Source organism: Micrococcaceae bacterium Sec5.8 (assembly GCA_039636775.1).
GTDB lineage: Bacteria > Actinomycetota > Actinomycetes > Actinomycetales > Micrococcaceae > Arthrobacter.
This window is the reverse complement of the sequence record CP143429.1, coordinates 1,753,177-1,766,293: the sequence shown is the minus strand read 5'-3', so window position 1 is coordinate 1,766,293 and position 13,117 is coordinate 1,753,177. Positions and strand designations below refer to the sequence as shown.

The window sequence follows — 13,117 nt, the reverse complement described above, 5'->3', positions numbered from 1 at the left end:
GGTGGTGGCGGCGTGCCTCAGGCCAGGGACAGAAAGAGTTTTTCCAGGTCCTTGGTGTCCATGCTCGAGTCCCCGCGGACCAGGCATTGTTCGAGGCTGCTGGCGATGATCGCGAAACCTGCCCGGTCCAGAACCTTCGAGACAGCGGCGAGCTGGGTGACGATGTCCTTGCAGTCCGTCCCCTCCTCCAGCATGCGCGTGACGCCGGCGAGCTGTCCCTGGGCACGCTTAAGCCGGTTAATGATCGGGGTGAGTTCTGTCGAATCAAGTTCCATGGCGGACTCCAAAAGTGGTGGGTACTTTGCTAATTCTATACCCCGGAGGGTATAGCGGCTAGGAGCGGGTCTCGGACATCCAGTCGCGCACAGACCATTTGCAAGATACCCCTAGGGGTATTACCGTTGTGGTTAGAAGAACGAGGATCCCTTACGGAAACTCCCCCACCGCCCAACGAAGGAGAGCCCCATGCTTCTGGAACGCATTTATGACGAGGACCTTGCCCAGGCCAGCTATTTCATTGGCTGCCAGGCGAAGGGTGAGGCAGTCGTGGTGGACCCCCGCCGCGACATCGCGGTCTACCAGGACCTGGCTGCCAAGAACGGCATGAAGATCGTTGCCGTCACGGAAACCCACATCCACGCCGATTTCCTCTCCGGCACCCGTGAACTGGCCGCCGCGACCGGCGCGACCGCCTACGTCTCCGGCGAGGGTGGAGCGGACTGGCAGTACGGCTTCGAAGCCCAGCGCCTCAACGACAACGATGTGATCACCCTGGGCAACATCACCCTCAAGGCCCTGCACACCCCCGGACACACCCCCGAGCACCTCTCGTTTCTCGTGACCGACGGCGCGTTCACCGACACCCCCGGCTACCTGCTCTCGGGCGACTTCGTCTTCTCCGGGGACCTCGGCCGCCCTGACCTGCTCGATGAGGCTGCCGGCGGAATCGACACCCGCTTCGCCGGGGCGAAGCAGCTCTTCACCAGCCTGCGCGATAAGTTCCTGACCCTGCCCGACCACGTCCAGGTCCACCCCGCCCACGGCGCCGGCAGCGCCTGCGGCAAGGCCCTCGGCGCCATCCCCTCCTCCACCGTCGGCTACGAACGGCTCTACTCCTGGTGGGGCCCCTACCTCGCCGCGAACGACGAGGAAGGATTCGTTGCTGAGCTCCTCGACGGCCAGCCCGACGCCCACGCCTACTTCGGCCGGATGAAACGCGAAAACCGCGACGGCCCTGCAGTGATGGGCAAACGCAAACCCCTGACAGAACTCGACCCCGCCACCGTCGCAGAAGACCTTGCCGCAGATAAAGTGATCTTCGCCGACACCCGCCCCAACGACCAGGTCCATCAGGGCACCGTGACCGGGTCCGTGAACATCCCGGCCGGCAAATCCACGGCCAGCTTCGGCGCCTGGGTCATCAACCCCGAAACCGATACGAACCCGCTCGTGCTCCTGGCCCCGGACCAGGCCGCCGCGCAGGAGATGTGGGACCATCTGGTCCGCGTTGGCATCGACAACGTCGCCGGATACCTCACCAGCCTTCAGGGCCTGCCCATCAGCACCCCGAAGCTGATCCAGCCTGAGGACCTCGCCGGCTTCGACGCCGCGATGGTCCTGGACGTCCGCAACCGCACCGAGCACGCCGCCGGACACATCCCCGGCTCCCACCAGCTCAGCGGCGGACGCGTGATGTGGAACCTGGACGAACTCCCCACCGAAGGCACCATCGTGTCCTACTGCCAAAGCGGGGTACGGAACTCCGTCGCAGCCAGCGCGCTCCGCCGCGCCGGCTACGACGTCGTCGAACTCGACGGCAGCTACGCCGCCTGGGAAGCCCGGCAGCCGCTGGGGTCCCTCGCCAGCAACTGATCCAGGCACCATCTGAAGTGATTGATTGACATGCGTTGGCGGCGGTCCGGGACACCGGGCCGCCGCCAACGTCTGTCCCAAAATGAGTGGAGTAAACAGATGACGCCCGGTAACGCCCCTTCCCTCCTACGTGGTGGGCGTACCCCGTGCTGGGGATCACAGCGGTCCTTGCCGGGCTGCTGGTGGCCACGTATATGAAGCGCGCTCCGGTCGATGAGCTTCAGGGGGAGGGCGCCGGAGGCCCGTCACGGTTCGGCGCTGTGGGTGCTGTTGTCTCGTTTTTTGCGGTGGGGTGCCCCGTCTGCAGAGGCCGATCCGCTCCGCGGCCTCCACCCCGGGACCAAAGACGTCCATCATGTAGCCATCGGGGCGCGGAGCGGCCGATTTCTCGAGGACCTCGACGTCCCAGCCGGCCATACCGAGCTAGCGCGCCGCGACGAGGCCCGCAATGCCTGCCCCGACAACCACGGCCGTCATGTCCTGCCTCCAACGAGCAGATCAGCCGTGCAGGAGAAGCCCTGCCGGGGAGGCCAGAAGTCCCGCCGACCCCCGTTGGCTCATTCTTGACTCTTTACCCGCCGGCTACCCAGCGCGCACGGTTCCCTGTTGCCCGTCTCCAGTCAGATGTGCCATGAAGTTCCTTCCACGAAAGCTCAGCTCACTTCAGCGCTGGAATTGTCGGCGATCCTGCTGAGGACGGAGTCTTGCCCGCCAGCTAACCTCCTCGAGGCGGATGGGGACGTTCGGCCCTAGCGCGTCCCGCACTGCATCGGGAGGATGAATGCTGGAGGTGGCGTCAAGTGGGTGACGCGTGAGCAGGGGACAGAGTCGGCCGAGCGCCTATGGACGTTGTCCCCTGATCGAGGAGAGTCAAACCCATGAGAGGTCATGGCCTGAACCCCGTGCTGCTGCAGATGAACTTCTTCCCCGGCGTCGTGCGGGAGTGCCCTACCACCAGCGGTTTCACTTCGTAATGCGCCTCAGCGGGTCGTTAGAGAGAATCAGCTCAGCACTGGCTGCCGATCTCGAGGAAGTGAACCCCCCGTTATGACCCCTGACACCACAGGGTCGAATCCGTCCGAGGTGGTCATGAGCGGGACGCAGCCGAAGCCCGACCTGAAATCACTGCCCATGCCGGAGGTCGAGAGGCAACTCGACAGCTCACCGGACGGTTTGAGCCAGGCCGAAGCCACAATGCGGCTGGCGCAGTACGGGCCGAACGAGATCTCCGAACACAAGACGAACCCGCTGCTGAAGTTCCTGTCCTACTTCTGGGGCCCGATCCCGTGGATGATCGAAGTTGCGGTGATCCTGTCCGGCGCTGTCGGGCACTGGCCGGACTTCTTTATCATCCTCGTGCTGCTGCTGGCCAACGCCATCGTCGGCTACACCGAAGAACGCCAAGCCGGCAACGCCATCGACGCTTTGAAAGCGAAACTGGCGATCACGGCCCGGGTCAGGCGCGACGGCGAATGGGCCACGCCAGCCGCCCGCGAGCTGGTGCCCGGGGACGTGATCCGGCTGCGCCTGGGTGACATCGTCCCGGCCGATGCGCGGCTGTTGGACGGTGACCCGGTCGAGGTGGATCAATCCGCGCTTACCGGCGAATCACTGCCGGCCACCCGCGCGGCCGGGGAAGCCGTCTTCTCCGGATCCATCATCCGCAGGGGCGAGATCGGCGCACTGGTGTATGCGACCGGGGCAGACACCTACTTCGGCAAGACCGCGGAACTGGTCCAGGATACCCACACCGTCAGCCACTTCCAGAAAGCCGTCCTCAAGATCGGCAACTACCTGATCGTCCTCGCCGGCGTCTTCGTACTGGTGATCATCGGGGCCTCATTGCTCCGAGGCGACCCGATCCTGACCAGGCTGGAGTTCGCGCTTGTCCTCACTGTAGCGGCGATCCCGGTAGCGATGCCCACCGTGCTATCCGTGACGATGGCCGTCGGCGCGCGCCTGCTCGCCAAGAAACAAGCAGTGGTGACCCGCCTGGTTGCCATCGAAGAACTCGCCGGCGTGGACGTGCTCTGCGCCGACAAGACCGGCACTCTTACCCAGAACGCGCTGACTCTCGGTGAACCATTCACCGTCGGGAAGGTCACTCCCGGGCAGCTCATCGTCGCCGCCGCATTGGCCTCCCGCGCCGACAACGACGACCCGATCGATCTGGCCGTCCTCGGCGCCATCCGCGACAAGAAAGCTCTGGAGCCCTACCTCGTCACGCACTTTCAGCCCTTCGACCCGGTCGGCAAACGCACCGAAGCCACCGTTACCGCCGCCGACGGAACCATGTTCACCGTGACCAAGGGCGCCCCGCAGGTGATCCTGGCTCTGCCCGCCACCACCGCGCAGATCACATCCGCCGTCGACAAGGCAGTCAACGACTTCGCCTCACGCGGCTTCCGGGCCCTCGGGGTGGCCCGCGCCGGCCAGGACGGCGGATGGGCCTTCCTCGGGGTGCTGCCCCTGTTCGACCCGCCCCGCGAGGACGCCGCATCCACCATCGCGACTGCCAGGCACATGGGTGTCACGGTCAAGATGGTCACCGGCGACGCGCTGGCCATCGCGAAGGAGACCGCTGAGAAGGTCGGGCTCGGCACCGGCATCCTCGACGCCGCCGGGCTCGGGGATGTGAAGAAGATCGAGTCCCCGGCGGTCGCCGAGTCGATCGAGACCGCCGACGGGTTCGCCCAGGTCTTTCCCGAGCACAAGTACCACATCGTCGACGTCCTGCAAGAACGCGGACACATCGTCGGCATGACCGGTGACGGTGTCAACGACGCCCCCGCCCTGAAGAAGGCCGACTGCGGCATCGCCGTGAGCGGGGCCACCGACGCCGCCCGCGCCGCGGCCGACATCGTGCTGTTGACACCCGGCCTATCGGTGATCATCGAGGCAATCAAGGAAAGCCGAAAGATCTTCCAACGGATGAACAGCTACGGGATCTATCGCATCGCAGAGACGCTGCGCGTGCTGCTGTTCGTCACGCTCGCGATCCTGATTTACGACTTCTTCCCCATCACCCCGATCATGATCGTGATGCTGGCGCTCCTCAACGACGCCGCAATCCTGTCCATCGCCTACGACAACGTCCACTACAAAGACCAGCCCGAGGCCTGGAACATGCGCCTCGTGCTGGGCATCGCCACCGTCCTGGGCGTCATAGGCCCGATCGCCGCGTTCGGCCTGTTCTATCTGGGGAACCATGTCTTCAACCTCGGCCACCCCGAGCTGCAGACCATGATGTATCTGATGCTCTCCGTCGCCGGGCACCTCACGATCTTCCTCACCCGCACCCGCGGCCCGTTCTGGTCATTCCGCCCCGCCCACATTCTATGGATCGCCGTCCTCGGCACCCAGATCATCGCCACCCTGATCGCCGTCAACGGGCTGTTCATGCACCCGCTGGGCTGGGGCGTGGCCGGCTTCGTCTGGGGCTACGCCATCATCTGGGCCTTGGTCAGCGACCGCATCAAACTGCTCGCCTACCGCATCCTCGACCCCGCCCCAGCCCAGCCCGCCGGGCAGAGCCCCGGCAGTATGCCTGTGGGTCGATGACGGACCCGCGGCCAAAAAAGACGGTTCTCGCTTCCACTCCGGGATCGGCGAGGAGGCCGCGGCGGCTACTTGAAAGCGATCCTTGCCGAAGCCCCTTCCGCCGCTGTTAGAAGACTCCGTGGGCGGAGTGCATACCGGTCTCCCCGGGGGCTTCGGAATCGTGGTCGGCGTCGACCGGATAAGACAGGCCCAAGCGCTGCGCGATCACGGCCGACAGCGTTCACGTCTCAATCGGGCATCGATACCAGAAGTTCCGGCTACGGATGGTCTCCGCGCGGGGCATGATCCGTAAACTTGCATGCTGCACATAACGCCCACAGAAGAAAAATCCGTCAGAGCAGTCTGAGCGCCTAACAGCGCATGAGGAGAAAATGGGAATGTCTGCCACACCAGGCGTCAGTACCGATCAACGTCCCCCGAACGAATCGAAGGAGTCCGCGGTTAACGCCCGGGTGGACCGGGAACCGCCCGCCAACTCGACGCAGCCGGGCAAGAGCATCGACAAGTGGGTCTTCTGGCCCGCAGCCAGCATCATCCTGGTCTTCGCACTTTTTGCCATCTTGTTCCCCGAAACAGCAACAGACATGTTCAGTTCCATCCAAAGCAGCGTCATCAAGTGGTTCGGCTGGTACTACGTCGCGGCCATCGCCGTTTTCGTTGCCTTCGCTCTCTGGATCGGGCTCAGCCGTTACGGTGACATTAAGCTCGGCCAGGATGAAGATGAACCGGAATTCTCGGTCATGTCCTGGTTTGCACTGCTGTTCGCCGCAGGGATGGGCATCGGTCTTGTCTTTTTTGGCGTCGCCGAACCCCTGAACCATTTCGCTTCGCCGCGGCCGGGGGTCGAAGGAACCCCGATCCAGATCGCCCAACAGGCCATGACACAAACATTCCTACACTGGGGGTTGCACGCCTGGGCCATCTACGTCGTCGTGGGCGTCTCAATCGCCTACGCCGTTCACCGTAAAGGACGGCCCATCTCCATCCGCTGGACCCTGGAGCCCCTGCTGGGCACCCGACGCGTCGCCGGGGGCTGGGGCAACCTCATCGACGTTGTCGCGCTCGTCGGCACCCTCTTCGGTGTGGCGACCTCCCTGGGCCTGGGCGTCCTTCAGATATCAGCAGGACTCGAAGAAGCCAACATCATGCAGGCCACCCAGATGACCCAAATCGGCCTGATCTTGTGCATCATCACCCTCACCATCGTCTCGCTCGTCTCGGGTGTGGGCAAAGGCATGAAGTGGTTGTCCAACACCAACCTCATCATCGCCGGTGCGCTGCTGCTGTTCGTGCTCTTCACCGGCCCCACCCTGTTCCTGCTGCGTGAGTTCGTGCAAGCCATAGGCAACTACCTTCAGAACGTTGTCGGCCTGACGTTCAACACACTCGCGTTCTCCGGAGCCGAGGGCGAAGCCTGGCAGGCCGCCTGGACCACGTTCTATTGGGGCTGGTGGATTTCATGGGCCCCGTTCGTCGGCATCTTCATCGCACGCATCTCCAAAGGCCGCACCGTACGCCAATTCGTCGCCGGTGTCCTGTTGGTCCCCAGCACCGTCGGGTTCCTCTGGTTCGCTGTTTTGGGCGGCACCGCCATCCACCGCGAGATCTTCGGCGGCGGAGGCCTGGTCGGTCCGGACGGAACCGTTGATACCGAGGGGGCGCTCTTCGCTATGCTCGGCGGACTTCCCGGCGGGACCATCCTCACCATCGGCGCAATCCTCCTGATCGCAATCTTCTTCATCACCTCCGCTGACTCCGGTGCACTGGTCATGGGCATGCTCTCGACCGGCGGGGACGTCGAACCCAAGAACTGGATCCGCATCTTTTGGGCACTCTCCGCCGCAGCCGTAGCAATCGCCCTGCTCCTGGCCAACGGACTCGAAGCCATACAGACCGCCGCGATCCTCACCGCGCTGCCTTTCAGCGTCGTCATCCTGATGATGTGCGTCGCCACGGCCAAAGCCTTCCACCAGGAACACGCCATGCTCATGCGCGCCCAACGGAAGCTGGCCCGTGAGCAACTGGCAGCCCAGGTATCCGAAGACGTCCAGGACTCCCTGGAGGAGCAATACAAGGGACACGTAGCCGACCAAGTTGCCGCGGCCGTCGAATCGCAGTTCACCAAAGGCCCCTCATCACAGCCACAGGACCACTCAGGCACAAGAGGGCCATAAGGAGTTCCACTAAATCCGCACGGGAACTGTTGAGCACAAGTGGCCCCCGCACCATCAGGTGCGGGGGCCACTTGCTTGACATGACGTATCTGCAGCGTCCCCCGCGGGATTCGCCCTGGCGTCATCCGGGCCCTTTTGGATGAACGAACTCCCTGTGCGGCCTGCGACAGTGCCGCGCTCAGGCATTCCTTGACCGCTCACCACGTCGGGCACAGACTGGCACTGGCCGATGCCGCGGAACAGAGGACGTGAGAGACGAATGAATGCTGCCGGTACATTCCTGATCGTGGTCGGCGACGACGGATCCGAACCGTCATTCGCCGCCCTTCACTGGGCCGTGGACGAGGCGGGCATTCGCCACGGAAAGGTCCTCCTCATCACTGCCTGGCACTATCCACCTGTGCCGTCGACGGTGGAAGACAGCGGGGGCAACGACTCCTTTCACGCCGCTGAGCGTGTCCAGGCCGATGCGCTGAAAGCTGTCGCCGCTGAGGGCGTGGACATCGAGGGAATGCTCGTTCGGGATTCCGCCGCCACCGCGTTGCTGGAGGCAGCGAAATACGCGGACCTGCTCATCGTGGGATCCCGGGGACAAGGAGGATTCGCCGGTCTTCTCCTCGGATCAGTCTCCGGCCAGGTCGTGCACCACGCCCAATGCCCCGTTCTGGTTGTCCGGCCCCAGAGCGGTGCCTGATTCCTGACGCCAAAGCCTCCAGAGGTCTGACGCACGCAAGCAGATGGGGAATGCGAATGGTACCGATGCTCACGCTCGCTTTTGCGGTGCTACTTCTGGCGGGCGTCCTCATCTCCGAACGTGCGAGCCGGACGGTCCTTTCCACGGCGGTGCTGTTTCTTCTCGGCGGCTTCGTCCTGGGCCAGGGAGTCCTCGGCGTTGTCCCGGTAACGCCCGGCTCGCCTGTCGTCGGGGTCCTGGCCCAACTGGCTTTGTTCTCAGTCCTTTATACGGACGGCATGAAAGTGGGGTTATCCGACCTTCGCAGGGCGTGGCGTTTACCCGGCCGGGCACTGCTGCTCGGGCTGCCTCTGACACTTCTTATCACCGCCCTGCTGGCCCATTACCTTGTGGGGCTTCCCTGGCTCCAGTGCTTCCTGATCGGTGCGGTGCTGGCACCAACTGATCCGGTCTTCGCGGCCGCCATTGTGGGGCGCAAGGAAGTTCCCGGGCGTTTACGCCACCTACTGAACGTCGAGTCAGGACTCAACGACGGGCTGGCCCTGCCCGTAGTTCTCGTGCTCCTGGCCCTCGGCGGCGGAACCGATGTCGGGATTGGCGTACTCACAGAAGAGATCTCTCTTGGCCTGCTTGTTGGCGTCCTGGTCCCGCTGATCGTCATCTGGCTGGAGCGCCTTCCCTTCCTGATGGCAACCAAGGGCCTGCAACCGCTGGTGGCGGTATCCATTGGGCTGCTCGTGCTTGCCATCTGCCTGGTGACCGGGGCGAACCTCTTCCTCGCAGCGTTCTCGGCCGGTATCACGGTCGCCACCGCGGGACCGGGCTTCCGGGAGGAATTCGAACAGTTCGGGGAGTTGGTGTCAGAACTGCTGAAGCTGGCGGCCATTCTGGTGTTTGGTGCGTTGATCACGCCAACGTTCCTGTTCGGAGAGATTGCCTGGACAGGCTGGGTCTTCGCTGTGCTGGCCATCGTCGTGGCCCGGCCGCTGGCTCTGCTCGTTTCCTTCCTCGGCACACGGCTGCCGGCCAAGGAACAGCTCGCAGCGATGTGGTTCGGTCCCAAAGGGTTCGCCTCGGTGGTCTACGGGCTCCTGGTTCTCGAATCAGGCATCGAACGCTCCGATGAGCTCTTTCATCTCGTGGCGCTGGTCATTGTGCTGTCCATCCTTGCCCATTCCTCGACCGACGTCCTCGTTGCCAGGCAATTCGACAGCCGCCCTCCCCCGACGCCTCAGTAGTTTGCCGGCGGTTCACGCCTCAGGTGGGCCTGGGTCGGACGACCAGGACGGGACATGGTGCGTGGTTGATGACCTGCGTGCTGACCGAGCCGAGGTGTAGAGCGGGGAATCCGCCGTGCCCGCGGGAGCCGACGACGACGAGATCCGCGTCCTGGGCAGCGTCGAGTATCGCTGACGCCGGTGAATCACTGTGGACGATCTGCCCGGTGGCGGCCACGCCCTCAGCTGCAGCGGACTTCAGCGCCTCAGCCTGAAGCGTGCCTGCGATTTGCTCCGGGGACTCTTCGGCGGCAATTTCACCGGCCGCCGTTTCCAGCACAGCCGGATACCAGGCCATCGGCGGCTTGTTCCAGGCTGTGACCAGGCGGAGCTGGCCGTTGCGCTGCCGGGCCTCGTCGATGGCCCAGTTCAGAGCTGTCTGGGAATGATCGGAACCGTCAAACCCCACCACAATCGTGAATGTGCTGATACTGGTCATTCGTCTTTCCTTTCACTGGCCTCAATGAGCATCCTAGACCTAAGGTGCCCGCGCCGTTCGGAGTCAGTGCTACGGTCGGCGCATGCACTCCAGCCGGTCCTTACTGGCATAGAGATTGGGCGCACGACATGAATTCGGGACCTCCGACACCTAAGGCGGCGTTCCATCCCAGAACGGCCGCGCACCGGGACAAGGGGCTGGGTAGGCTCCGCTTGCGGGATGCGCTGGCGATGGCGGTCGGGGGCATGATCGGCGGGGGCATCTTCAGCGTCCTCGGTGTCACCGTCGCGCTTGCCGGACACCTCGCCGTCGGAAGCTTCATGATCGGAGGGGCCATCGCCATGGTGACCGCGCATTCCTTCGCTACGCTCTCGGCCCGGGCCGGACGCTCCGGCGGCCTCTTCGTCTACCTGCACCATGCCGGGTACCCGCGTGCCGGCTCTTACATCTCCTGGCTGCTGATGTTCGGGTATCTGATCGCGTTAGCGGTGTACGGCTTCACCTTCGGGCACTACGCTGCACATGCCCTCGGTCTGCCGGGGGCTTTCGCGAACGGTTTCGCGATCCTGATCCTGCTGGTGTTTCTGGGGATCAACCTTCGCGGAGTGGGCGCATCGGCGCTGTCGGAGGACCTCGTGGTCATGATCAAGGTCGCGGTTCTTGCCCTGATCTCCGCCATTGGGTTCGCTCACTTCTCCCCGGAGCGGCTTACCCCGTTGGATGACAAGGGCCTGGCCGGTGTCATCGTGGCATCGGCGTCGATCTTCGTCGCCTACGAGGGGTTCGAGCTGCTCTCCTACGATTACGATGACCTCGTGCGGCCCCGCTGGACGCTGCCACGGGCGCTTTACCTCTCGGTCGCGATCGTCACCCTGGTCTACGTCACCGTGACGATCGGCTCTCAAATGCTGGTCAGCGACGAAGTCATCGTGGCCCAAAAAGAAGTGGCGTTCGCCGCGGCCGGCCAGGCGGCTCTGGGGACGGCGGGGTACTGGATCGCGAGCCTCGGGGCGCTGCTGGCGGCGAGTTCCGCGATCAACGCGACCCTGTTCTCGACGGCCCGCCAGATGCACGAGATCGCCTTGGCGCACGAGCTGCCGGCGGTGTTCGCAAGAACCCGGGCCGGCCTGCCCGTCACCGCACTGGTCTTCCTGGCCGTATTCGGCGCCGCCTTCGCCATGCTGCCGGACATCACGGCCCTGCTGACCTTCGGATCGGCCGTCTTCCTGGCCGTCTTCGGAGCCACAAACCTCCTCGCAGCCCGGGTCCTGTCCGGGTTCTGGCCCCGGCTGGTCAGCGGCACCGGTTTTCTGGCCTGCCTCGGCGCACTGATCGTCCTGGGAATCCAACTCAGCCTCCACGACCAGGCCACCCTGCTGCTCATCGGAGTCTCACTGGCCTCCGTCTCCGCCCTTAGACTCGCCTTTGTCCGGTATCAACACCGCCGACAGCAGCCCGGCGCAGCATGAACCGAACCTACGCCTGCGGCCAGTCCCTTTGGCCCTGTCGCTGTTTGGGCAGGGGTGACCCGCAGTGTCACTTAGAAGCCCTCACGCAGCGGCACCGCCAACACGGGGACACCAGGCGCTGGGTCCGGTTGACCGGGAGGAACGATGACGCGGTGCGCTTCCCGGCGGCTTGGGCCTCCTCGACCACGGGTCGCCAACGCCGAACTGATCCCCTCGGTGAGACCACGGGTCCGAGGATGTCCATCAACAGTGCGCCAGCAAGTGCGAGCGAGTCGCCCTGTCCGGCAAGGAGGGAAAGGGCCTCCTGGTCCCCTACGAGAACGGTCCCTCCGCTCTGCCGGTCCGGCATGACGGCTTAGCCGCTCCAGGACTCCCCGATCCTTGGTGGCTCGTCGCGCCTGTGGTGTCCCGGTAGACCATGAACGCCGCCACCTCGACCGCTGAACGCCGGCCGGTTCAATCCTGCCGTTGATCGAAGCTGAATCCGCATGCGCAGCTGTAGGTCAGCAGGTCGCCGTCGTTCCTCTCTTCGGGTGGCGCCGGGTTTACTGTCACCAGCTGCATGGGTTGACCGCAGTGGATGTGGGAGGTCAGCATCCGGCGCAGCTGCGGATCCTCCGAGGGCCTTGCCCGTGCTGTTCCCCTCTGGCCTCGACGACGAACGGTCTGGGGAATCTGTGAATGTGTCATTGCCGCCGCTCCCCTGGCTCAGCCCAGTGAGGCGAGGAGGTCGGCGCAGGCTTGCTCGCAGCGTCGGCAGGCTTCGGCGCACACCTCGCAGTGGCGGTGCATCGAAGCATGCTGCCCGCATTGCTCGGCGCAGGCCTTGCAGGCGGTGCGGCACGCTTCCAGCACTGCACGGGTGATGGAGGCGTCGTAGCCGGCATGGCGGGACAGGATCTTACCGGTGGCGGCACAGATGTCGACGCAGTCAAGGTTGGTGCGGATGCATTTCGTGAGCTCGGCGACCACATCTTCAGTGAGGCACGCGTCGGCGCACGCGGTGCTCGTTTGCGCGCAGTCAAAGCACGCCTGGATGCACTCCACAAGCTTGGCCTTATCGATGCTCCCCAAGTCCTTGGGGTAGGTGTCCAGCATGGACTGTACGTGTGTCATTTTTATCTCTCTCCAGGGTCTATACGGCAGGTGTCTGTAACGTGAAACGACGAGCCGTTCTTACGTCCTGCTGATGGAGAGCTCGACCACTGTCAGCGCCGGCAGATCCGGCGCCGGAGGAAGAACGCTGGAAAGAATCCCGTCCCCGGGCTGCTGCCGGGGGGTCAAGGACGGCGGGTCCACCGCCCCGGTCCTCAGGGGGGCCGGTTCGCTGCGGGGGGACTGCCGCCGTTCGCAGTGGTCCTTCGGCAGCGCCTCAGGATCAACGAACGGGCCAACCTCGTGGACGACGCGGACAATCTGGGAAACCGACGCGGAAGGGTCGCCGGAACTGGCTGCGGTTTCCCCCCGCGTGGGCACTAGCTCAAGGCCTTGTTCGGCCACCGCTTGGAAGGGGTCGTGCCCGGGAACGATGGCATATCGGCTGCCGTGGGTGTAGGACGCGGCTCCCGCCAAGAGAAGGGATAGCAGGAGCCACACAAGTACACCTCGCAGCGAAACTGGGCAGCGAAGCA

Annotated in this window: 10 protein-coding genes; 6 read left to right on the top strand and 4 right to left on the bottom strand. The window is 64.4% G+C overall.

Annotated features, from left to right (window positions below; genetic code table 11):
- Nucleotides 1-17 precede the first annotated feature (17 nt).
- Nucleotides 18-275, bottom strand: a complete 258-nt coding sequence (locus tag VUN84_08165; protein XAS65595.1) for a metal-sensitive transcriptional regulator — start codon at nucleotides 273-275, stop codon at nucleotides 18-20.
- Nucleotides 276-465: 190 nt separating this feature from the next.
- On the opposite strand from VUN84_08165, the gene VUN84_08160 reads away from it, so the two are divergent.
- From VUN84_08160 to VUN84_08140, 5 genes are all read left to right on the top strand, one after another.
- On the top strand, nucleotides 466-1,872 hold the full coding sequence (locus tag VUN84_08160) for an MBL fold metallo-hydrolase (GenBank protein ID XAS65594.1): 1,407 nt from the start codon (nucleotides 466-468) through the stop codon (nucleotides 1,870-1,872).
- A 1,047-nt stretch (nucleotides 1,873-2,919) separates the two neighbouring features.
- The gene (locus VUN84_08155; GenBank protein ID XAS65593.1) at nucleotides 2,920-5,433 is read left to right on the top strand and encodes a plasma-membrane proton-efflux P-type ATPase; all 2,514 of its coding nucleotides are present in this window, start codon (nucleotides 2,920-2,922) and stop codon (nucleotides 5,431-5,433) included.
- A gap of 377 nt (nucleotides 5,434-5,810) precedes the next feature.
- On the top strand, nucleotides 5,811-7,607 hold the full coding sequence (locus VUN84_08150) for a BCCT family transporter (GenBank protein XAS65592.1): 1,797 nt from the start codon (nucleotides 5,811-5,813) through the stop codon (nucleotides 7,605-7,607).
- Between the two features lie 259 nt (nucleotides 7,608-7,866).
- Entirely contained in the window at nucleotides 7,867-8,301 is a 435-nt protein-coding gene (locus tag VUN84_08145) for a universal stress protein (protein ID XAS65591.1), read from the top strand.
- A 50-nt stretch (nucleotides 8,302-8,351) separates the two neighbouring features.
- Complete coding sequence (locus tag VUN84_08140; GenBank protein XAS65590.1) at nucleotides 8,352-9,539, top strand: cation:proton antiporter; 1,188 nt, start codon at nucleotides 8,352-8,354, stop codon at nucleotides 9,537-9,539.
- Between the two features lie 19 nt (nucleotides 9,540-9,558).
- Here the strand turns inward: VUN84_08140 and VUN84_08135 are convergent, their stop codons facing one another.
- Complete coding sequence (locus tag VUN84_08135) at nucleotides 9,559-10,017, bottom strand: universal stress protein (protein ID XAS65589.1); 459 nt, start codon at nucleotides 10,015-10,017, stop codon at nucleotides 9,559-9,561.
- A gap of 212 nt (nucleotides 10,018-10,229) precedes the next feature.
- On the opposite strand from VUN84_08135, the gene VUN84_08130 reads away from it, so the two are divergent.
- A complete protein-coding gene (locus VUN84_08130) occupies nucleotides 10,230-11,486 on the top strand; it encodes an APC family permease (GenBank protein ID XAS65588.1) in 1,257 nt (418 codons plus the stop codon).
- A gap of 708 nt (nucleotides 11,487-12,194) precedes the next feature.
- Here the strand turns inward: VUN84_08130 and VUN84_08125 are convergent.
- Both VUN84_08125 and VUN84_08120 read right to left on the bottom strand, forming a co-directional pair.
- Nucleotides 12,195-12,602, bottom strand: coding sequence for a four-helix bundle copper-binding protein (locus VUN84_08125; GenBank protein XAS65587.1), 408 nt, complete (start codon nucleotides 12,600-12,602; stop codon nucleotides 12,195-12,197).
- Between the two features lie 60 nt (nucleotides 12,603-12,662).
- Nucleotides 12,663-13,082: a hypothetical protein gene (locus VUN84_08120; GenBank protein ID XAS65586.1), complete on the bottom strand. Its 420-nt coding sequence runs from the start codon at nucleotides 13,080-13,082 to the stop codon at nucleotides 12,663-12,665.
- Nucleotides 13,083-13,117: the final 35 nt, after the last annotated feature.

Bases quoted from the DNA above. Each gene is read 5' to 3' on its own strand.
- VUN84_08165 (XAS65595.1), bottom strand. From the start codon at position 275: ATGGAACTTGATTCGACAGAACTCACCCCGATCATTAACCGGCTTAAG.
- VUN84_08160 (XAS65594.1), top strand. From the start codon at position 466: ATGCTTCTGGAACGCATTTATGACGAGGACCTTGCCCAGGCCAGCTAT.
- VUN84_08155 (XAS65593.1), top strand. From the start codon at position 2,920: ATGACCCCTGACACCACAGGGTCGAATCCGTCCGAGGTGGTCATGAGC.
- VUN84_08150 (XAS65592.1), top strand. From the start codon at position 5,811: ATGTCTGCCACACCAGGCGTCAGTACCGATCAACGTCCCCCGAACGAA.
- VUN84_08145 (XAS65591.1), top strand. From the start codon at position 7,867: ATGAATGCTGCCGGTACATTCCTGATCGTGGTCGGCGACGACGGATCC.
- VUN84_08140 (XAS65590.1), top strand. From the start codon at position 8,352: ATGCGAATGGTACCGATGCTCACGCTCGCTTTTGCGGTGCTACTTCTG.
- VUN84_08135 (XAS65589.1), bottom strand. From the start codon at position 10,017: ATGACCAGTATCAGCACATTCACGATTGTGGTGGGGTTTGACGGTTCC.
- VUN84_08125 (XAS65587.1), bottom strand. From the start codon at position 12,602: ATGACACACGTACAGTCCATGCTGGACACCTACCCCAAGGACTTGGGG.